At 66.8% G+C, this 18,507-nt stretch carries 14 protein-coding genes and 1 tRNA gene; 8 read left to right on the forward strand and 7 right to left on the reverse strand.

Annotated features, from left to right (window positions below; genetic code table 11):
* Positions 1-49: 49 nt before the first annotated feature.
* Positions 50-126, forward strand: a tRNA-Pro gene (locus tag GC088_RS12495).
* 66 nt (positions 127-192) lie between these two features.
* On the opposite strand, the gene GC088_RS12500 is transcribed toward GC088_RS12495, so the two are convergent.
* Entirely contained in the window at positions 193-1,059 is an 867-nt protein-coding gene (locus tag GC088_RS12500) for a phosphoribosylaminoimidazolesuccinocarboxamide synthase (RefSeq protein WP_323959315.1), read from the reverse strand.
* 2 nt (positions 1,060-1,061) lie between these two features.
* Positions 1,062-2,351 carry a phosphoribosylamine--glycine ligase gene (purD, locus tag GC088_RS12505; protein ID WP_323959316.1) on the reverse strand — a complete coding sequence of 430 codons (1,290 nt, stop codon included), beginning with the start codon at positions 2,349-2,351 and terminating at the stop codon, positions 1,062-1,064.
* Positions 2,352-2,481: 130 nt separating this feature from the next.
* On the opposite strand from purD, the gene GC088_RS12510 reads away from it, so the two are divergent.
* The 7 genes from GC088_RS12510 to purM all read left to right on the forward strand — a co-directional run bounded on the left by GC088_RS12510 (position 2,482) and on the right by purM (position 10,032).
* Positions 2,482-4,110 carry a molybdopterin-dependent oxidoreductase gene (locus GC088_RS12510; RefSeq protein WP_323959317.1) on the forward strand — a complete coding sequence of 543 codons (1,629 nt, stop codon included), beginning with the start codon at positions 2,482-2,484 and terminating at the stop codon, positions 4,108-4,110.
* Between the two features lie 17 nt (positions 4,111-4,127).
* Entirely contained in the window at positions 4,128-5,132 is a 1,005-nt protein-coding gene (locus tag GC088_RS12515) for an asparaginase (protein WP_323959318.1), read from the forward strand.
* A 2-nt stretch (positions 5,133-5,134) separates the two neighbouring features.
* Positions 5,135-5,506: a sterol carrier family protein gene (locus tag GC088_RS12520; RefSeq protein ID WP_323959319.1), complete on the forward strand. Its 372-nt coding sequence runs from the start codon at positions 5,135-5,137 to the stop codon at positions 5,504-5,506.
* Positions 5,503-6,951 carry a DUF2079 domain-containing protein gene (locus GC088_RS12525; RefSeq protein ID WP_323959320.1) on the forward strand — a complete coding sequence of 483 codons (1,449 nt, stop codon included), beginning with the start codon at positions 5,503-5,505 and terminating at the stop codon, positions 6,949-6,951. The genes GC088_RS12520 and GC088_RS12525 overlap by 4 nt, the downstream gene beginning before the upstream one ends.
* 18 nt (positions 6,952-6,969) lie before the next feature.
* A complete protein-coding gene (locus tag GC088_RS12530; RefSeq protein ID WP_323959321.1) occupies positions 6,970-7,263 on the forward strand; it encodes a hypothetical protein in 294 nt (97 codons plus the stop codon).
* 85 nt (positions 7,264-7,348) lie between these two features.
* Positions 7,349-8,908: an amidophosphoribosyltransferase gene (purF, locus tag GC088_RS12535; protein WP_323959322.1), complete on the forward strand. Its 1,560-nt coding sequence runs from the start codon at positions 7,349-7,351 to the stop codon at positions 8,906-8,908.
* Complete coding sequence (purM, locus tag GC088_RS12540) at positions 8,905-10,032, forward strand: phosphoribosylformylglycinamidine cyclo-ligase (protein ID WP_323959323.1); 1,128 nt, start codon at positions 8,905-8,907, stop codon at positions 10,030-10,032. Before purF ends, purM begins: the two co-directional genes overlap by 4 nt.
* A gap of 116 nt (positions 10,033-10,148) precedes the next feature.
* Here purM and GC088_RS12545 read toward each other — a convergent pair whose 3' ends face one another.
* The 5 genes from GC088_RS12545 to GC088_RS12565 are packed head-to-tail and all read right to left on the reverse strand — an operon-like array spanning position 10,149 to position 18,500.
* Positions 10,149-13,190: an endo-1,4-beta-xylanase gene (locus GC088_RS12545; protein WP_323959324.1), complete on the reverse strand. Its 3,042-nt coding sequence runs from the start codon at positions 13,188-13,190 to the stop codon at positions 10,149-10,151.
* Positions 13,187-14,329 (reverse strand): endo-1,4-beta-xylanase, encoded by a 1,143-nt coding sequence (locus GC088_RS12550; RefSeq protein WP_323959325.1) that lies wholly within the window; start codon positions 14,327-14,329, stop codon positions 13,187-13,189. The genes GC088_RS12545 and GC088_RS12550 overlap by 4 nt, the downstream gene beginning before the upstream one ends.
* Before the next feature lie 57 nt (positions 14,330-14,386).
* Positions 14,387-16,732 carry a beta-xylosidase/alpha-l-arabinosidase gene (locus GC088_RS12555; RefSeq protein WP_323959326.1) on the reverse strand — a complete coding sequence of 782 codons (2,346 nt, stop codon included), beginning with the start codon at positions 16,730-16,732 and terminating at the stop codon, positions 14,387-14,389.
* A 2-nt stretch (positions 16,733-16,734) separates the two neighbouring features.
* Positions 16,735-17,553, reverse strand: coding sequence for a carbohydrate ABC transporter permease (locus GC088_RS12560; protein WP_323959327.1), 819 nt, complete (start codon positions 17,551-17,553; stop codon positions 16,735-16,737).
* Complete coding sequence (locus GC088_RS12565; protein ID WP_323959328.1) at positions 17,553-18,500, reverse strand: carbohydrate ABC transporter permease; 948 nt, start codon at positions 18,498-18,500, stop codon at positions 17,553-17,555. The genes GC088_RS12560 and GC088_RS12565 overlap by 1 nt, the downstream gene beginning before the upstream one ends.
* Positions 18,501-18,507 lie beyond the last annotated feature (7 nt).

The following is an 18,507-nucleotide window of genomic DNA, read 5'->3' on the forward strand; positions in this document are numbered from 1 at the left end:
AGGTTGCTTTCGCGGATCGGTTCTTCCGAAGTGCAGCGGAAAGCGCAATCGGGGTGTGGCGCAGCTTGGTAGCGCGCGTCGTTCGGGACGACGAGGCCGCAGGTTCAAATCCTGTCACCCCGACCAATATGCAGAGAAGGTGCCTCCAGGCTGGAGGCACCTTCTCTTTAGTTTCTGAACGAATGCCCGACGCTAGAGGAACGTGCGTCCCGTCAGCCGCTCATAGGCTTCGACGTACCGCGCGCGGGTCTTCTCCACCACGTCCGCAGGGAGCGCGGGCGGCTCGGAGTTTCCGTCCCAACCGGATTCGTCGGACGTCAGCCAGTCGCGCACAAACTGCTTGTCGAAGGACGGTTGCGCCTTGCCCGGCGAGTACAGCTCCGCATCCCAGAACCGCGAGGAATCGGGGGTCAGCACCTCATCACCCAACGTCACCTCACCGGTGTTCGAGAGCCCGAACTCCACCTTGGTGTCGGCCAGGATGATCCCGCGGTCCCGGGCGATTGCCTCCGCGCGGGAGTAGATGTCCAGCGTCAGCGTCTTCAGCTTGGCAGCGAGGTCGTCGCCCAGCATCATGACGACGGCGTCGTAGGTGATGTTCTCGTCGTGCTCCCCTACCTCTGCCTTGGCCGACGGCGTGAACAGCGGTTTCTCGAGCCGTGACCCGTCCACCAGGCCCTCGGGCAGCGGCAGTTCGCAGACCGTACGGGTGGCCTGATACTCCTTCAGTCCGGAACCGGTGAGGTAGCCGCGCGCGATGCACTCGACCGGGAACATCTCCAGCCGCTTGCAGATCATCGCCCGTCCGGCCACTTCCGCCGGCACGTCGGTCGAGATCACGTGGTTGGGGACCTCGCCCAGCTGCTCGAACCACCACAGGCTCAGCTGCGTCAGGACACGTCCCTTGTCGGGAATTTCGCTCGTTAGGACGTAGTCGTAGGCGCTGATGCGGTCGCTGGCTACCACCAGTACCCGGTCGTCTTCTCCCGACTCCGGTTCATACAGGTCGCGGACCTTGCCGGAGTAGATGTGCCGCCAGCCGGGAATCTCCTGCGCCATCCCTACGCCTCGCTGCCGGCCGACACGACGATCTCACCGCGGGCTGCCCGCGCGGCGATATCCGTACGGTACTGACCGCCTTCCAACGCAAGGCGGCTGACGCCGTCGTACGCTTTATCGCGCGCCTCGGCGAGATCCGCACCGAGCCCGACGACGGCGAGAACCCGCCCACCGGAGGAAACCACGGCACCGTCCCCGTTCAGCGCGGTACCGGCGTGCAGCACGTGCACGCCGTCGAGTGCCTCCGCCTCTTCCAGCCCACGGATGGGGTCACCCGTGCGCGGCGTGTCCGGGTAGTTGGCCGAGGCGAGCACGACGGCGACGGCCGTCTCCGAAGCCCAGTGCAGGTTGTCGATGGTCGCCAGCTCACCCTTCGCAGCGGCAAGCAGGACGCCGCCGAGAGGTGTCTTCAAGCGTGCGAGCACGGCCTGGGTCTCGGGATCACCGAAGCGGGCGTTGAATTCAATGACACGCAGACCGCGGGAGGTGAGGGCGAGACCGCAGTAGAGCACGCCCGTGAACGGGGTGCCGCGGCGGGCCATCTCGTCGATGGTGGGCTGAGCCACGCGCTCGATGACCTCGTCCACCAGCCCGGCAGGCACCCACTCGAGCGGCGAATACGCGCCCATGCCGCCGGTATTGGGGCCTTCGTCGTTGTCGAAGATGCGCTTGAAATCCTGCGCCGGGGCCAGCGGCACAACGGTGGAGCCGTCGGACAGGACAAACAGGGAAACCTCCGGCCCGTCGAGGTACTCCTCGATGACCACGGTGCCACCCGCGTCGAAGCAGGCCTGCGCGTGTTCCAGCGCGGCATCCCGGTCAGAGGTGACCACGACGCCCTTGCCCGCGGCGAGCCCATCATCCTTCACGACGTACGGAGCGCCGAAAGCATCGAGGGCTTCGGCGGCTTCATCCGCGGTGGAGGCAACCTTGGCCATCGCGGTGGGAACGCCGGCCGCGGCCATGATCTGCTTGGCGAACGCCTTCGACGCCTCAAGCTGGGCGGCTGCCTTGGTTGGACCGAAAACAGGGATGCCCGCTTCGATGAGTGCGTCCGCGACCCCGGCGGCGAGCGGTGCCTCCGGACCGACCACAACCAGGTCAGAGCCGAGCGACCGGGCCAGTTCGGTCACGGCAGCGGGATCGTTCGCGTTGATGCTGTGCACGGGGACCACCTGGGCGATGCCGGCGTTACCGGGAGCCGCGTGGACCTCGCTGACAAAGGGATCGGCCAGAAGCGCTCGGACAATGGCGTGTTCGCGGCCTCCGGGGCCAATCACAAGAACCTTCACAGTAGTTCAGGGTACTGGTTTGGCGCTGGGCGGAACTACTATGCGGGTCTACTGTGAAGGAGAAGAACCTTCCCTTTGGCGCGGCCCCGGCCGGACCCATACCGTGGCCGCCGCTCTCCGAAGAACCAGTATGAAAATCGCCCGCCGCCCCAGCCGTACCCGGCCCCTTCGACGATCCGTCCCGGTACTCGCGATGCTGGCCGGCGTTCTCGCCGCCGGCCTGGTCCTGGGAGTCGCCGAACTGGTGGGAGCGTTCGTCTCAACACGCTCGGCGCCGCTGATCGCGCTCGGTTCCACGTTCATCGACTTCACGCCTTCCTGGCTGAAGGACTTCGCGATCAGCACCTTCGGAACCAACGACAAGCTCGCCCTCTTCATCGGCATGGGCGTTACGATCGTCCTCCTCGCCGCGGCACTGGGTTACCTTGCCTGGCGCCGGTTCATCCTGGGCGCGGTGGGCGTACTCCTCATGGGCGCGATCATGGTCGCGGCCGTGCTTACCCGGGCCGGAGCTGCCAGCCAGGACGCCTACCCCTCGGTGCTCGGCACCCTCGTTGGGCTCGCCGCCCTGCACTGGATGGTGCGTTGGCTCCCGTCGCGCGTTTCCAGCGCGCCCAGCGCGCCTAACCAGGAAGAGTACGACGACGGCAGGCCCGGCGCCGCGGCAACCGCACCGGCGCGAGCCAAGACTGGCACCACCCGGCGCGGGTTCTTCGTGGCAGCGGGGGTAACCGCCGTCGTCGCTGTCGTTTCGGCCGCCGGCGGCTCGGTGGTCAGCGGCATCCGCAATACCGTCAATGCCGCGCGCGAACGCCTGAGCCTGCCCGTTCCGGCGAGCCCTGCCGAAGCGGTGCCCAGCGGCGTCGACGCACAGCTCGACGGAGTGGATCCGTGGTTGACTCCCAACTCCGAGTTCTACCGGATCGACACAGCGCTGCAGGTTCCGGCGGTCGACGTCGACACGTGGCAGCTGCGCGTCCACGGGCTTGTGGAGGAAGAAGTCACGATCTCGTTCCAGGACCTGCTGGACTCCGAACTGGTGGAGCGGCACATCACCCTCGCCTGTGTGTCCAACCCGGTGGGCGGGGACCTGGTGGGAAACGCGAAGTGGCTCGGCTACCCCATCCGCAATCTTCTGGAGCGTGCCCGTCCTACCGACGGTGCGGACATGGTCCTGTCCACGAGTACCGACGGGTTCAGCGCCTCCACTCCCCTGCCCGTCCTGCGGGACGACCGTGACGCACTGCTCGCGATCGCGATGAACGACGAACCGCTGCCCTTAGAGCACGGCTATCCGGTCCGCATGGTGGTGCCGGGACTCTACGGTTATGTCTCGGCGACCAAGTGGGTGGTGGACCTCGAGGTGACGCGGTTTGCCGACGCGCGGGCCTACTGGACGGACCGGGGCTGGTCCGAGCGGGGCCCGATCAAGACTCAATCGCGCGTGGAGGTTCCCCGCCCATTCGCCAAGGTGCCGGCAGGGACGGTCCGTGTGGGCGGTACCGCGTGGGCGCAGCACCGCGGTGTGGAGAGGGTTCAGGTGCAAGTCGACGACGGCCCGTGGGAAGACGCCGCCCTTGCTACCGAATACAGCGTCGACACCTGGCGGCAGTGGACGCACGAGGTCCAGTTGGAGCCCGGCTCGCACCGCATCCGCTGCCGGGCCTACGACCCGGAGGGCGTGCAGACCGAGAAGCGCGCCAACCCGGTTCCGGATGGGGCGTCCGGCTGGCACACGGTTGAGTTCTCCGCGGAGTGATGCGCGATACTGGAACCATGCCCGCCACCTTCACCTCCACGAGCGCTGTGGACCTCGCGGTTCTGGAGCGTAACGGCTTCATCGAATCCCGCCATATCGGCTCGGCCGTGGTCCTTGCCGCCGACGGATCCACCGTGACCGAGCTCGGCGATGTCCATGCGCCCATCTTCCCGCGCTCCACCCTCAAGCCGTTCCAGGCCCTGGCCGCGATGCAGTCGGGTGTGCCGTTGAGGGGCGCTCAGGTAGCACTCGCCGCCGCCAGCCATGTCGGCAGCCGCGAGCATATGGACGTGGTGGAGTCGATGCTTACCGCCGCGGGCGTCACGGAAGATGACCTGCAGTGCCCGCCCGACTGGCCGCAGGACGAGGAAGCACGTAACTGGCTCCTCACTACCGGACAGGGCCGCCGTCGTCTGGCCTTCAACTGCTCCGGCAAGCACGCTGCCTTCCTCTGGGCCTGCACCGAGAACTCCTGGGACACCAAGACCTACCTGGACCGCGACCACCCGCTGCAGAAGCGGATCGCGGAAGTCATCGAGGAGTACACCGGGGAGCAGGTCCAGCACTGGGCCGTCGATGGTTGCGGAGCCCCGCTTGGCGCGGTGTCGCTGACCGGCCTGGCACGGGGTATCGGCAGGATCGCAAAGGCACCCGGCGACAAGAACGCCGATGCCCGCGCTGCCACCGTCGCCACCGCGATGCTGGACTACCCTTGGGCTGTGCACGGCCGCGGACGTGAGAACTCCGTTGTGATGGAAGACCTTGGAATCATCGCGAAGAACGGCGCCGAAGGCGTCCTGGTGATGGCTGCTCCCAACGGCGTCTCCATGGCGTTGAAGATGCTGGACGGGAACATCCGCGCCACCACGCTGGTGGGGCTGACGCTCCTGGCCGCCTCGGGCGCGCTCGACGCCGAGGCCGTCGCCCCCGTCCTCGAGAAGGTTGTGCAGCCGGTCCTCGGCGGCGGCGTACCGGTGGGCAAGCTGCGGCTCGCAGCACCCGTGATGGCCCTCCTGGACTGAGCATGGCACGACGGCGTATCTCCCAGGCAGCCGGCACCGCCGCCCTCCGTGCCGTGGTCGGCGGCAGCACTGACCGCACCGAGCGCACGACGGCGGTCCGCTTCTCGCTGGAGGAACTCGCCGCGCGCGCACCCGGCAACAGCGTGGAAGTCCGGGTGCCGCCCCTCGGCGTCACCCAGTGCGTGGAAGGTCCGCGGCATACCCGCGGAACCCCACCCAACGTCGTCGAGACCGACGCCGACACCTGGCTTGCTCTGGTCACCGGCACGCTGAGCTGGTCCGACGCCGTGGCCTCCGGCGCGGTATCCGCTTCTGGACAACGGGCGGACCTGAGCGGCGTACTGCCGCTCTTCTCCTCAGCGGGCGCGGGATGACTGTCGAGCGGGAGCGCTCGACCGGTGCCGAACTCCGCCGCCGGGCACTGCGCAGCGCTGCCGCTTCCTTCCGCCGTCAACCGGTGGAAGCCTGGATCGTCGCGGGGGTTGTCACTGCCCTGTACTCGGTCTTCTCGATCGCCCAGTGGAACCGCTTCGACACCCCGTCCTGGGACCTTGGAATCTTCACCCAACTGGCCAAGGCCTACGCCGGACTGAACGCGCCGATCGTGCCGATCAAGGGCCACGAGTTCAACCTGCTCGGCGACCACTTCCACCCCCTTCTGGTGGTGCTGGGTCCCGTGTATGCCCTGTTTCCGTCTGGCCTGACGCTCCTCATCCTGCAGAACGTTCTCATCGGGTTCTCGGCCTTCGTGATCACCCGGCTTGCGGTGCGGCACATCGGACGCAGCGGAGGCCTGTTCCTCGGCGCCGCCTACGGGGTCTCCTGGGGTGTGCAGGCCGCCGTTGCCGTGCAGTTCCACGAGATCGCCCTTGCCCTGCCCCTGCTGGCTTTGGCACTGGAGGCCTACCTCGACGGGCGGCTGCGCACCGCCGTCGTTACCGCCGGACTGCTGGTGTTCGTGAAGGAAGACCTGGGGCTCACCGTTCTGGCCTTCGGGCTGGTCCTGGCCTGGCGTTTCCGCCGCCACTACAAGGTAGGACTGGGCCTCGCCGTCTGGGGCCTGGCGTGGATGGTGCTGTCCGTGGCGCTGATCCTCCCCGCCCTGAACACCGGCGGTACCTATGACTACGCCGACCGCATCGACATCGGCGCCCTCCTGCGCGACCCGGTCAACACCCTTTTCATCATGCTCACAGCGCCGGAGAAATACGAGACCCTGTGGCTGCTGCTCCTGGCCGGCGGGTTCCTGTTCCTGCGCTCGCCCCTGGCGCTGCTGATGGTGCCCACACTGCTGTGGCGGTTTGCGGCAGGCAACGAGTTCTACTGGGGCCCGGACTGGCACTACAACGCCGTGCTCATGCCCATCCTTTTCGCGGCGCTCGTGGATGCAATCCTGGCGGCCCGCCGCAGCAGGCGGACCTGGTTGCGGTCCTACAGTGCCGCCGTCGTGCCCGTGGTTTCAGTGGTGGCGCTGATGCTGCTGCCGAATCAGCCACTGGGGACGCTGGCGAAGCCGGAGACGCTCGCCCAGTCGCCCCGCTGGGACGCGGCACACCGACTGATGGACTCAATTCCGCAGGGATCCACCGTCGAGACCGGCGTCGGCCTGATGCCGTACCTGGTGCCGGAAACCGAGGTCTACTGGATCGGGAACGAGAATCCGCCCCCGGATTACCTCATTGTCGACGCCGACGACTGGAGTTGGGGGCCCGTCCGCCCGTCGAGCGCCGAACAGCATGCCGAAGATACCTGGCCCGGCGAGAACTACACCCTGGTCTTCGAGGAGGCCGGCTACCAACTGGTCAAGCGCGACGGCTGATCCCGGTAGCCTTGAAGCATGAGTTCGCAGCACCCTGAGCGCCGCCAGGTCACCGTTCGGCGCGCCCCCAAGTTCGCATCCTTCATGGGACTCGGGGCCCTGATCGGGTTCATCGCCGCGCTGATCGTCGCCTACAGCGGTCCGGGCGACCCTACGCTCACCCGCGAATCGGTGCTCGGCTTCTTCACGGTTGTCTTCGCGCTGCCGGGCGTGCTCCTCGGTGCACTGCTGGCCCTGCTGCTCGACTGGATCAGCGTTCGCCGCGCCCGCCAGGCCACCGCGGAGCGCACCCACGACGACGACACCGCCTAGGAAGCTCCCGCGCCCGCACGCGCGCCCGTCCGCAACAAACGCGCACGGGAAATCCGCCCCTGTTACGCCGTGAGAGAATGGAGTAATGGTGCGCGGTGACGGAATGCTTTCCCATGATCTTCTCCCCGGTGAAAAAGGCCCCCAGGACGCCTGTGGCGTATTCGGCGTCTGGGCTCCCGGCGAGGAAGTAGCCAAACTTACGTATTACGGGCTCTACGCCCTGCAGCACCGCGGCCAGGAGTCAGCGGGCATCGCGACCAGCGACGGTGCGCGCATCAACGTCTACAAGGACATGGGGCTGGTTTCCCAGGTCTTCGACGAGGCCACGCTCAACACTCTCACCGGCCACATTTCCGTGGGCCACTGCCGCTACTCCACCACCGGATCCTCCAACTGGGCCAACGCGCAGCCAACCCTCGGGGCAACCGCCGTCGGCACCGTCGCCCTGGCCCACAACGGCAACCTGACTAACTCAGCAGACCTGTACCAACGGGTCCTTGACCGCCACGGCAAGCCGCGCAGCGGCGAAATCGCGCAGGGCAACACTTCGGACACCGCTCTGGTCACCGCACTGCTGGCCGGCGATGACGGCCGCTCACTCGAAGACACCGCCATGGACCTGCTGCCCACCATCGAGGGCGCGTTCTGCTTCGTCTTTATGGATGAGGGAACCCTGTACGCCGCACGTGATTCCTTCGGTGTTCGCCCGCTTGTTCTGGGCCGACTCGAGCGCGGCTGGGTGGTGGCGTCCGAGCAGGCCGCCCTCGCCACGGTCGGCGCCAGCTTCATCCGCGAGATCGAACCCGGTGAGTTCATCGCCATCGACGAGAGCGGTGTCCGCTCCCGCCGCTTCGCTCCCACGACGCCGGCCGGATGTGTTTTCGAGTACGTGTACCTCGCGCGGCCTGACGCCGCGATCGCCGGCCGCTCGGTCTACGACTCCCGCGTGGAGATGGGCCGCCAGTTGGCCCGCGAGAACCAGGCCGAGGCCGACGTCGTCATTCCCGTCCCGGAATCCGGCACCCCCGCGGCCGTCGGCTTCGCGGAGGAGTCGGGCATCCCGTTTGCGCACGGCTTCGTCAAGAACTCCTACGTGGGGCGCACCTTTATCCAGCCGAGCCAGACCCTGCGCCAGTTGGGTATCCGGCTGAAGCTCAATGCCCTGGAGTCCGTGATCCGCGGCAAGCGGATCGTGGTTGTGGACGATTCGATCGTGCGCGGCAACACCCAGCGCGCCGTGGTCCGAATGCTCCGCGAGGCCGGTGCGGCCGAAGTTCACGTAAAGATCTCGTCCCCGCCGGTCCGCTGGCCCTGCTTCTACGGCATCGACTTCGCCTCGCGCGCCGAGCTCATCGCCAACGGTGCCGCGGTGGACGAGATCAGCAAGTCGATCGGGGCCGACAGCCTGGCCTACATCTCGGAAGACGGCATGATTGCCGCCACCAAGCAGCCCCGCGAACGACTCTGCACAGCCTGCTTCACCGGCAACTACCCGATTGAGCTGCCCGAGGAAGACCGCCGAGGTAAGAATCTGCTCGAGCGGGTGGATCCCGCCGAGAAGCCCGGAGCGAACGGATGCGACCCCGGCCCCGGCAGTGAACTGGAAACTCTCCTGACCGACGCCGACAAGAAAGAGCGGGTATGACCTCTCCCGACCCCATCACCTACGCAAGCGCCGGAGTGGACGTCGAGGCCGGCGACCGGGCGGTTGAGCTCATGAAGGACGCCGTCAAGGCAACGCACACCGCCAACGTGGTGGGCGGCGTCGGCGGTTTCGCCGGACTTTATGACGTCTCCAAGCTGCTGACCTACCGGAAGCCGCTGCTCGCCACCTCCACCGATGGGGTGGGCACCAAGGTGGCCATCGCGCAGGCCATGGACATCCACGACACGATCGGCTTCGACCTCGTGGGCATGGTGGTCGATGACATCGTGGTGGTCGGCGCTGAGCCGCTCTACATGACCGACTACATCGCCTGCGGCAAGGTGGTCCCCGAGCGGATCGCCGGGATTGTCCGCGGCATCGCCGCGGCCTGCTCCGTCGCCGGTACCGCTCTGGTGGGCGGGGAGACCGCAGAGCACCCGGGCCTCCTCGGCGAGCATGAGTACGACGTCGCCGGCGCAGCCACCGGAGTCGTGGAAGCCGACGCCCTGCTCGGCCCCGAGCGGGTCCGCGAGGGCGATGTCATCATCGGCATGGCCTCCTCGGGCCTCCACTCCAACGGTTATTCGCTGGTGCGGCGCGTCATCAACCAGGCCGGCTGGGCGCTGGACCGGCAGGTCTCGGAACTGGGCCGAACCCTCGGCGAGGAGCTCCTCGAGCCCACGCGCGTCTACGCCGCCGACTGCCTGGACCTCGCCCGGCACTTCCCGCTGGACTCCGACGGCGCCGTGCACGGCTTCAGCCACGTCACCGGCGGCGGCCTCGCAGCGAACCTCGCACGGGTCCTCCCCCGCGGCCTCGAAGCAACCGTGGACCGCTCCACCTGGTCCCTCCCCCCGGTTTTCAGCCTCGTTTCCGAGTTGGGCAGCGTGCCGCTACCGGACCTGGAGCGCACGTTGAACCTCGGCGTCGGCATGGTGGCTGTGGTGTCCCCTGAGGGAGCCGACGACACCGTTGCCCGGCTCACCGAGCGCGGCATGCCCTCGTGGGTGATGGGCCAGGTGGCCGCGGCAACCGGCGAGGACACCGACGGACCGGACTACGTGCAGGGCGCCAAGGGCGTGGACGGCGGCGCCGTGCGCCTGGTGGGCTCGTACGCCTCCTAGCTTTCACACGCAGAAGCGCCGGATCCGCACAGACCGGCACGCAAAAGCGCCGGACAGTCGCAGGATCGTGGGGTCATCCCTACGATCCTGCAAAGGTCCGGCGCTTTTTGCGCTGACTAGCGCTTACCCGGCTGGTTGCGCGTCACCACGATGTCGAACGAACTGGTGCGGGTATTGCCCGCCTCGTCCGTCGCCTCGCAGGTGACCGTCGTCGTGCCTACCGGGAAGCGGTTGCCCTGTACCGGCTGGCAGTCCAGCGGAACCTCGCCGTCCAGGGTGTCGATGGCGGAGGGCAGCGGGTAGTCCACTTTCGCGCCGCTGGCTCCCTTCGATTCCACGTGGACGTCCGACTGGTCCGCGATGCGCGGTGGAAGCACGTCGGCGGGGCGGGTTGGCAGCTGTGCCGGGTCGACGATTCCCCAGAAGGCCGGCGTGACCTGCAGGTCGTCGTCGAACGGAAGGGGCTGCTCCCACGGCCGGGCCATGGGCCACGTGCGCAGCCAGGTGCGCGCGTTGCTGATGCCCCAGAACGTCACCGAGTCGATCGACTCCCCATGCTCGGTAAGCATGGCGAACAGGTCCCGGTAGTAGTAGCCCACTTCCGCCGCGGCGTCCTCATCATTCGTGAACGCGGGGCTGTAGGGATCCACCTGGCCACCGCTGACGTCCGCTCCCCTGTTCTCGGTGGAGGCGTTGACGTCCAGTTCGGTGATGGCCTGCAGCAGGTTCGGGTCAAGCGCCTCGACCGCCTTGATCGAGTCCTCCAGCCACTGCACCGGACGTGCGACGTCAACATGGGCCTGGTGTCCCACGCCATCGATCGGCACAGCGCGCTCCTGCAGGGCCTTGATCAGTTCCAGGTAGTCGGCCCTCTTCGCCGGCATTTCGGTGTTGTAGTCATTGATGAAGAGGGATGCATCCGGGAAGTACCGGTCAGCGAGGCGGAAGGCCTCGTCGACGAATTCCTCGCCGAGCACCTGGAACCAGCGGCTGTCCCGCATGTCGTGGGGATTGGCGTTATCGCCATCGGCAATAACCTCGTTCACCACGTCCCAGGCCCAGATGGGGCTGTTGCCGTCGGGGTACCGGGCGTTGATGTGGTCGGCGATGCCCTTGATATGCGCTTCCATCCGGGCCTTCAGCAGAGCCTGGTCCGACGGGCTGTTGGTCAGGTCCCGCTCGCCGTCCTTGAAGAACCAGGCCGGGGTCTGCGAGTGCCAGGCAAGTACGTGTCCGTAGACCTGCACGTTGTTGGCGTCCGCGAAGTCCAGCAGCTGATCGAGCTGCGTGAACGCGAACTGTCCCTCGACCGGCTGCAGGCTCTCCGGTTTTCCGGCGTTCTCCGGCGTGATCGCGTTGAAGTGCTTGCGCACCAGGTCGGACGCAGTTCCCACGGTTTCCCGCGCGTCGACGGCCACGCCGACGTGCTCGATCCCCCGGGTACCCAACACCTCCCGAAGCGACGGTACGTCCTCCTGGATGGGCTTCTCCACGATCGGGGCGAGGCTGAAGTCATCGAGGAGGAAATCCACACCGGGATCGCCTTCCACGTACACCTGCGCCTTGTCGGCGGCCGCGCCGAGCGTGTAGGTGCCCCGCAGCTGGGTCCAGCTGTCCGCGGTGACCGACGCGCCTGCTCCGGCCACGCCGTCGTACGCGCTTCCGCCGCCGTTGTCCCGCTGCACCGATACCTTGAGCGACGCCGGTGCCTGGCCGGGCGCCAGCTTTGCCCACACTGAAACTTCCACGGCTGTGCCGACGGGCAGGGCGTCGGTCACGTCCAGGGCCGCGCCGTGCCAGGGCTGTGTGCGGCCCGTGACCAGCAGACTCCCGGTGCCGCCTCGGGCGTCCGTGCTGGCCGCTACCTGCACGCCGTCACCGCGGGCGGTCCAGCCTCCGGCACCGGCCTCGAAGTCCGAGGTGATGCCGGTTTCTCCCCCGGCAGCGGTGCCGCCACGGGGAAGGGTGAAGGTCCAGCCCTCGGCGAGCTTTTCGGAAACCACCGTGGTGAGTGCGCTAACCGTGCCGGAGCGGTCGCCGCCGCCGTCGTGAACCAGCACCACCGCGCCGGGGGTGAAGGCGGACCGGAGGTTGGCAGTGAGGGTTTCCTCGCTCAGGTCGTTGCCGTCCCAGTCGAAAATCACGTTGCCGAGTCCGAGCGGCTGCATCCCCAGTGCTGCCGCCACCTCACCGGTGGAACCCCAACTGCCGTTCGCCGCCCTGAAGTAGGGCACGGCAAGGTCCGGGTCGCCGGCAGCTTCACGGATGATGCGCAGGTTCTCCTTCAGGTCGGCCTCGATCTGCGCGTGCGTCCAGGAACCCATGTCCGCGTAGGACGTGCCGTGGTTGCAGAGCGTATGTCCGTCAGCCACGATCTGGCGCAGGAGCTCGGCGCCGCCGGCCGCCTGGATGTTCTGGCCGATGACGCAGAAGGTCGCGGTGACACCCTTCGCCCTCAAAAATTCAAGGACCGCAGCGGTTTCGCCGGGGTTCGGCCCGTCGTCGAGCGTCAGTGCAGCGGTGTTGCCGGTGCCGCGCGCCGACGCGAGGGGCGTCGTCGTCGGATTGTCCGCTCCGCCCGGGACGAAAGCCGGGTCCGGCGTCGGCTGCCAGGAGCCGCCGTCAGCGGATCCGGCCGTACCGGTGATCACGACGTCGTCCACAAGATAGTCATACGGTGCGCCAAGGTCTCCCGTTCCGAGGTAGGCCCGCAGGGTGGCGGGATCGGCACCGGCCGGTGCGATGAACGTTCCGGTGATGGTGGTCCAGGCATCGGCCGTCACCGTGGTGTTCCCCACCCAGTTGTAGGCGGGCTCGACGACGAAGCGTGCCGACGTCGTCGTTCCGGTTGCTGCCGCAAGCTTCACCTGCGCCGAGAAGGTGTAGGTTCCTCCGGCCTGAAGCAGGTTCGCCGGCGTCTTCACGCCGTCGTAGTCGTTTGACCTGCCCTGGACCAGCAGCGCCTTGTCACCGTCGGCGTCGACCACTGAGAGTGTCGGTCCGCCGTTCTGGATCAGAGGGCCGAAGCTGCCGTCCTCGAAGTCTTCGCTGAGCAGCACCGGCTGCTCAGCGGCCTGGGCTGCGGGCAGCGCCAGCGCGCCGGCTCCCGCGAGCAGCCCGAATGCCGTGACCCCTGCGACCAGGGGCCGCTGCCTCATCGGTTGCCCCGACCCGGCGAGGCCTGCTCGAGCGTTTCCTGCAGTGCGTGGTAGCTGGGCTTGCGGGTGTAGTCGTCCCACATGACCGTTGCTTCGCCCTCACCGGCGAAGAACACGGGGACCCAGGAGTACTTGTCGGTGAAGCCCCAGATGGTGAAGGAGTTGCACTCGTCCACCGCAACGCAGGCTTCGAGCGCCCGCTGGTAGTAGCTGGCCTGCTTCTCAAGCTGTGCAGCGGTGGGGGCGGTACCCCTTGCAACATCCATGCGGACATCGAGTTCCGTGATGGCGGTCTCGAGCCCAAGGTCATCGAAACGCTGCAGGTTCTGCTGCAGGTCTCCTGGGAACCCGTAGCGCGTGCTGAGGTGGCCCTGGATGGCGAAGCCGTCCACGGGAACACCCTCCGCCTGCAGGCGTGGGATGAGTTCGAGGTAGGCGTTGCTCTTGGCGTTGATGCCTTCCACGCCGTAGTCGTTGAAGAACAGCTTGGCCTTGGGATCGGCCTCGTGTGCCCAGCGGAAAGCATCGGCGATGATTTCGGGTCCCAGTTCGCGGATCCAGATGTTGTCAGTGGTGCGCAGTGTGCCGTCACCGTTGAAGATCTCGTTGGCAACATCCCACTGCTGGATCTTCCCTGCGTACCTGCCCACGACGGTCTGGATGTGCTCCTTGAGGATGGCCCGGAGCTCGTCCTTAGAGAAGTTTCCCTCCTCCAGCCAGGCCGGGTTCTGGCTGTGCCAGAACAGGGTGTGGCCGCGCACCACCTGGTTGTTCGCCTGGGCGAATTCCACGATCGCGTCCATCTCGGCGAAGCGGTAGGTGTCCCGCGCCGGGTGCACGTACTCCCACTTCAGCTGGTTCTCCGGCGAGACCGAGTTGAATTCCGCAGCAAGCCGCTCGCGGTACTCCGTGTCATAGGTGAACGGATCCGGGTAGGACTGGGTTTCGTGGTGGCCGCCACCGGCCACCGCCGTTCCCACCTTGAGATCCTGGGGTGCAACCCAGCGCAGCGTATCCTGCTTCGCCAGGCCCGGAGGTTGAGGAACCGGCTGGTGCTGCCCGGCGACCGCGGGAACCCCGGCGGGGATCAGCATCGCTGATGCGAGGACCGCGGCAGCAAGGGAATGACGAACCTTCATGAATTCTCCTTCGAATTGCTTGGGTTGGTGCTGAATTGCTTGGTGATGAAGTGCGATTTACAGAGCGACGATCCCAACGCCGCAGTGGAGCCGCCGGGTGTGATCCACCACGCGGGTGTTCCCGGTCAGGGTGACCGGCGCGGTGAAGCGGATGTCGCTGCTTGATGCCCCAAGGCGGAGTTCGATCTCGCCCGGCTCGACGATGCGCTGCCCGTCGCGTCCGGTGAAGGCCGTGACATCGGCGGGCACGGTGAAGCTGACCCGAGCCGACGATCCGGCTGCCAGCGGCACCCGGGCGAACCCGATCAGGCGCTGCACCGGCCTGACTACGCTCGCCACCGGATCGTGCAGGTACAGCTGGACCACCTCGACGCCGTCGCGCGTTCCCGTGTTGCTCACCGTCAGCTGGACGGTGACCTCACCGTTGGTGGCCGCCGTGTCTGAGCTCTGCTCCAGGTTCAGCCAGGTGAAGTCGGTGTAGCTGAGCCCGTGGCCGAAGCGGAACGCCGCCGTGGGGTCGATGTTGGACACTCCGTTGGCATGCGCCAGCGGTGCTGCGAGGTAGGTGGAGGGCTGGGCGCCCGGCGTTGCCGGGATGCTGACTGGCAGCCGCCCGCCCGGGTTGATCCGGCCGCTGAGAACGCCTGCAACTGCAGCCGCGCCCTCTTCGCCCGGGAAGAATCCCTGCACGACGGCGGCGGCTTCAGTCGCTGCCGCGCCAAGGGCATAAGGGCGGCCCGTCAGCAGGACCACGACAACCGGCTTTCCGGTTGCGAGGAGTTCGTCGAGCAGTTGCTGCTGGACGCCCGGAAGGGTCAGCGACTCGACGTCGCATCCTTCGCCGCTGGTGCCGCGCCCGAAGAGCCCGGCGCGGTCGCCCAGTGCAGCAACGACGACGTCGGCATCGCCGGCTGCCGCCAGTGCGTCCTGGAAGCCGGCCGTGTCCGTGCCGTCGACCGTGCAGCCGGGGAACAACGTGATCTCGCTGCCCCCGAATTCGGAGGCGAGCGCCTCGGCCACTGTCGGAATGGACAGTCCCATCTCGACGTCGGGATGCTGCTCCCCCACATGGGCCGGGAAGGAGTAGCACCCAAGGAATGCGCGGTGCGTGTCGGCGTTCGGTCCTACCAAAGCGATACGTGGATTCCCGGCAAGGGGCAGGACGCCCTCGTTCCGCACCAGAACAATGGACTGTTCCGCCAGTTCCCTTGCGATCGCTCGGTTCTGGGCTTTGTCCAGGTCAATGACGGGCGCGTCCGATGGAGCGGCGTCGGCCAGGGCCGGAGGAACGGCCGACCAGTCCTGGTCCAGCAGGCCGAGGTCGAGCTTCTGCCTCAGGACGCGGTGCAGGGCGCGGTCAACCAGTGCCTCGTCCAGCCGCCCGCACTCGATTTCGGCCACCAGGTGCTCGCCGAAAGTGTGGATGGTGGGCAGTTCAACGTCGACGCCGGCCTCGAGCGCTGCAGCAGCGGCTTCACCCAGGGTCCCGGCTATCCGGTGGAGCTCCTTCAGGAAGGCGATGCCGAAGTAGTCTGCGACCACTGTGCCCTCGAAGCCCCAGGTGTCCCTGAGCAGTGTGGTGAGAAGGGAGGAGTCAGCCGCCGTGGGAACGCCGTCCATGTCGGTGTAGGCATGCATGACCGAGCGAACTCCGGATTCGCGGATGGCCATCTCGAATGGCGGCAGCAGCACATCAGCCCGCTCACGCTCGCCCACTGAGACCGGCGCGAGATTGCGCCCGGCCTTGGACGCTGAGTAACCCACGAAGTGTTTGAGGGTGGCGACGACGCCGGACCGCTCCAGTCCCTGGACATAGGCCGTAGCGATGGTTCCGATCAGGTAGGGGTCCTCTCCGATGGTTTCCTCAACGCGGCCCCACCTCGCATCCCGGACCACGTCCAGTACCGGTGCAAGGCCCTGGTGGACGCCTACGGAGTGAAGATCCCCACCGATGGCCGAGGACATCTTCCGTACCAGGTCGGGATTGAAGGTGGCGCCCCATGCGAGCGGCACGGGGTACGCCGTGGCCTTCCAGGCCGCGAAACCGGCAAGGCACTCCTCATGGACCAGCGCAGGAATGCCGAACCTGTTGGCAGAAACAATCCGTTCCTGGGTGCGCTGCAGGGAGAGAGCACCGATGCCGGGCTCCACCGGAGCTGTTCCGAAGGGCCGGGTGAGCTGTCCCAGCCCCTGGGGCAGGAGTTCGTCGAGGTCTACAGCCTCGTTCATTTCGTTCTGGTGGGGAGCCACCTCGCCACCCTCGGTGCTGGCGCCAACCCAGACGCCCACGAGTTGAGCGAGCTTCTCCCGGAGGGTCATGGCCTGAATCAGTGATTGCACACGGTGCTCAGGCGCAGCTTCCGGGTTACGCCAGGCGGCGTCATTGAGAGTTGTTTCAGTCATGGTTACTTTCCTCCAGCGCCCATCAGGCCCTGGACAAGCGCGCGGCGCGCAAAGAGATAGACGAGCAGGACGGGCACCATCGAAAGGGTCACTGCGGCAAGCAGGCCTGGGATGTTGATGCCGTACTGGGTCTGGAAGTTGAACAGGCCAAGGGTCACCACGCGGGTGTCTTCGGACTGGGTGAGGATGAGGGGGAAGAGGAAGCCGTTCCACGCCTGCAGGGCCGAGAAGACTGCGATCGTGGAGATACCGCCCTTCGACAGCGGAAGGACCAGGCGGAAAAAGGCGCGTGTGGGGCTCGCTCCGTCCATGGCCATTGCTTCATACAGCTCGCCGGTGATGTCACGCATGGTTCCGGTAAGGATCAGCGTGCAGATCGGCAGCGCGAAGGCGGCTGTGGGAAGGATGACGCCGATCAGGTTGTCGTACAGTCCAACCGTGTTGATGAGGTAGAAGACCGGGACGATCACGGCCTGCGCGGGAATAGCCAGCCCGAGGAGGAAGAAGCGGAAAACGAAGGACGCCGCCCTGCTCTTGCTGCGCACGATCGCGTAGCTCAGCGGCGGGACCAGCAGCAGGACGATGCCCACTACGCCCGCGGTGACGAGCACCGTGTTGAGGAAGTAGAGGCCGAAACCGCTGGTGATCGCGTCCACGTAGTTCTGCAGGGTGAAGCTGGTCGGGAACGCCAGCGGCCCATTGTCGCCGAACTCCGCGCGGGTCTGGAAGGTGCCGGCCAGCATGACGTACAGCGGCACGGCGACGATCAGCAGCCAGAGGAATGAGCCGACGCCGGCCAGGTAATTGGGACGGGTCTTCATCACAGTCCTTCCAGTGAGCTGGTCATCTTGTCGTAGCCCGATACCTTGACCACCACGAGTGAGATCGCGGTGGCAACGACCACCAGTACAAGGGCGATGGCGCTACCGACGCCGAAATCAAAGCTCTGGAAGGCCTGCTGGTACATGTAGAAGGCTGTGATCGTGGTATCGGTGCCCGGTCCGCCGTTGGTCAGGATGAGTACCGTTTCGAAGGTCGTGAGGCCGCCGACCACCATCAGGATGATTGAGGTGATGGCAGTGTTCCGCAGCTGCGGCACGGTGATCGAGAAGAACTGGCGGACGGTGCCCGCGCCGTCGATCTGAGCCGCTTGGTACAGGACGGGCGGTATGCCCCTCGCAGCGCCCTGGTAGATCAGGGTGTGGAACGGGGTGAACTGCCACATTCCCACGAAGATGAGAACCCCAATGGCCCCGGCCTGGTTGCCAAGCAGGTTGCCGTCACCAAAGAGCCAGGACAGCTGGCCCGGGATACCGAAGTTCGGGTCGAGCAGGGCCCGCCAGAGAACTGAGATCGCAGCTGATGAAAGCAGCAGCGGAATGAAGTAGATTGCGCTGAGGATTGCACGGTTCCGCTGGTTACCCGCGGCCCAGACCCCCAGCAGGATGCTCAGCGGTGTCTGCGTGACCACGCCAAGCACAATGAACAGCAGGCTGAGCCAGAGGCTCTTGAGCATCACGGGATCGGCAACCAGGGTTTCCCAGTTCTCGAGGCCCACGAACTTCGGATCCCCCAGACCGCTCCACGAGGTGAAGGACAGGACCGCTACCGCCGCAAGGGGTACAAGGGCAAACAGTGCGAAGAAGATGGTGGCAGGGAGCGCCCAGGCGAATCCCGGGCGTCCCACCAGTGAGGCGCCCTTGCGGGCCGGACGGCTCTCCTGGGAGCCGCCCGGCGCGGGCTGCCTGCGGGTGGCAAGCGTTGTCATGGTGTGT

Origin of the sequence: Arthrobacter sp. JZ12 (assembly GCF_035189165.1) — a bacterium.
Lineage (GTDB): Bacteria > Actinomycetota > Actinomycetes > Actinomycetales > Micrococcaceae > Arthrobacter_D.

Bases quoted from the DNA above. Each gene is read 5' to 3' on its own strand.
- GC088_RS12500 (WP_323959315.1), bottom strand. From the start codon at position 1,059: ATGGCGCAGGAGATTCCCGGCTGGCGGCACATCTACTCCGGCAAGGTC.
- GC088_RS12510 (WP_323959317.1), top strand. From the start codon at position 2,482: ATGAAAATCGCCCGCCGCCCCAGCCGTACCCGGCCCCTTCGACGATCC.
- GC088_RS12515 (WP_323959318.1), top strand. From the start codon at position 4,128: ATGCCCGCCACCTTCACCTCCACGAGCGCTGTGGACCTCGCGGTTCTG.
- GC088_RS12520 (WP_323959319.1), top strand. From the start codon at position 5,135: ATGGCACGACGGCGTATCTCCCAGGCAGCCGGCACCGCCGCCCTCCGT.
- GC088_RS12525 (WP_323959320.1), top strand. From the start codon at position 5,503: ATGACTGTCGAGCGGGAGCGCTCGACCGGTGCCGAACTCCGCCGCCGG.
- GC088_RS12530 (WP_323959321.1), top strand. From the start codon at position 6,970: ATGAGTTCGCAGCACCCTGAGCGCCGCCAGGTCACCGTTCGGCGCGCC.
- purF (WP_323959322.1), top strand. From the start codon at position 7,349: ATGGTGCGCGGTGACGGAATGCTTTCCCATGATCTTCTCCCCGGTGAA.
- purM (WP_323959323.1), top strand. From the start codon at position 8,905: ATGACCTCTCCCGACCCCATCACCTACGCAAGCGCCGGAGTGGACGTC.
- GC088_RS12545 (WP_323959324.1), bottom strand. From the start codon at position 13,190: ATGAGGCAGCGGCCCCTGGTCGCAGGGGTCACGGCATTCGGGCTGCTC.
- GC088_RS12550 (WP_323959325.1), bottom strand. From the start codon at position 14,329: ATGAAGGTTCGTCATTCCCTTGCTGCCGCGGTCCTCGCATCAGCGATG.
- GC088_RS12555 (WP_323959326.1), bottom strand. From the start codon at position 16,732: ATGACTGAAACAACTCTCAATGACGCCGCCTGGCGTAACCCGGAAGCT.
- GC088_RS12560 (WP_323959327.1), bottom strand. From the start codon at position 17,553: ATGAAGACCCGTCCCAATTACCTGGCCGGCGTCGGCTCATTCCTCTGG.
- GC088_RS12565 (WP_323959328.1), bottom strand. From the start codon at position 18,500: ATGACAACGCTTGCCACCCGCAGGCAGCCCGCGCCGGGCGGCTCCCAG.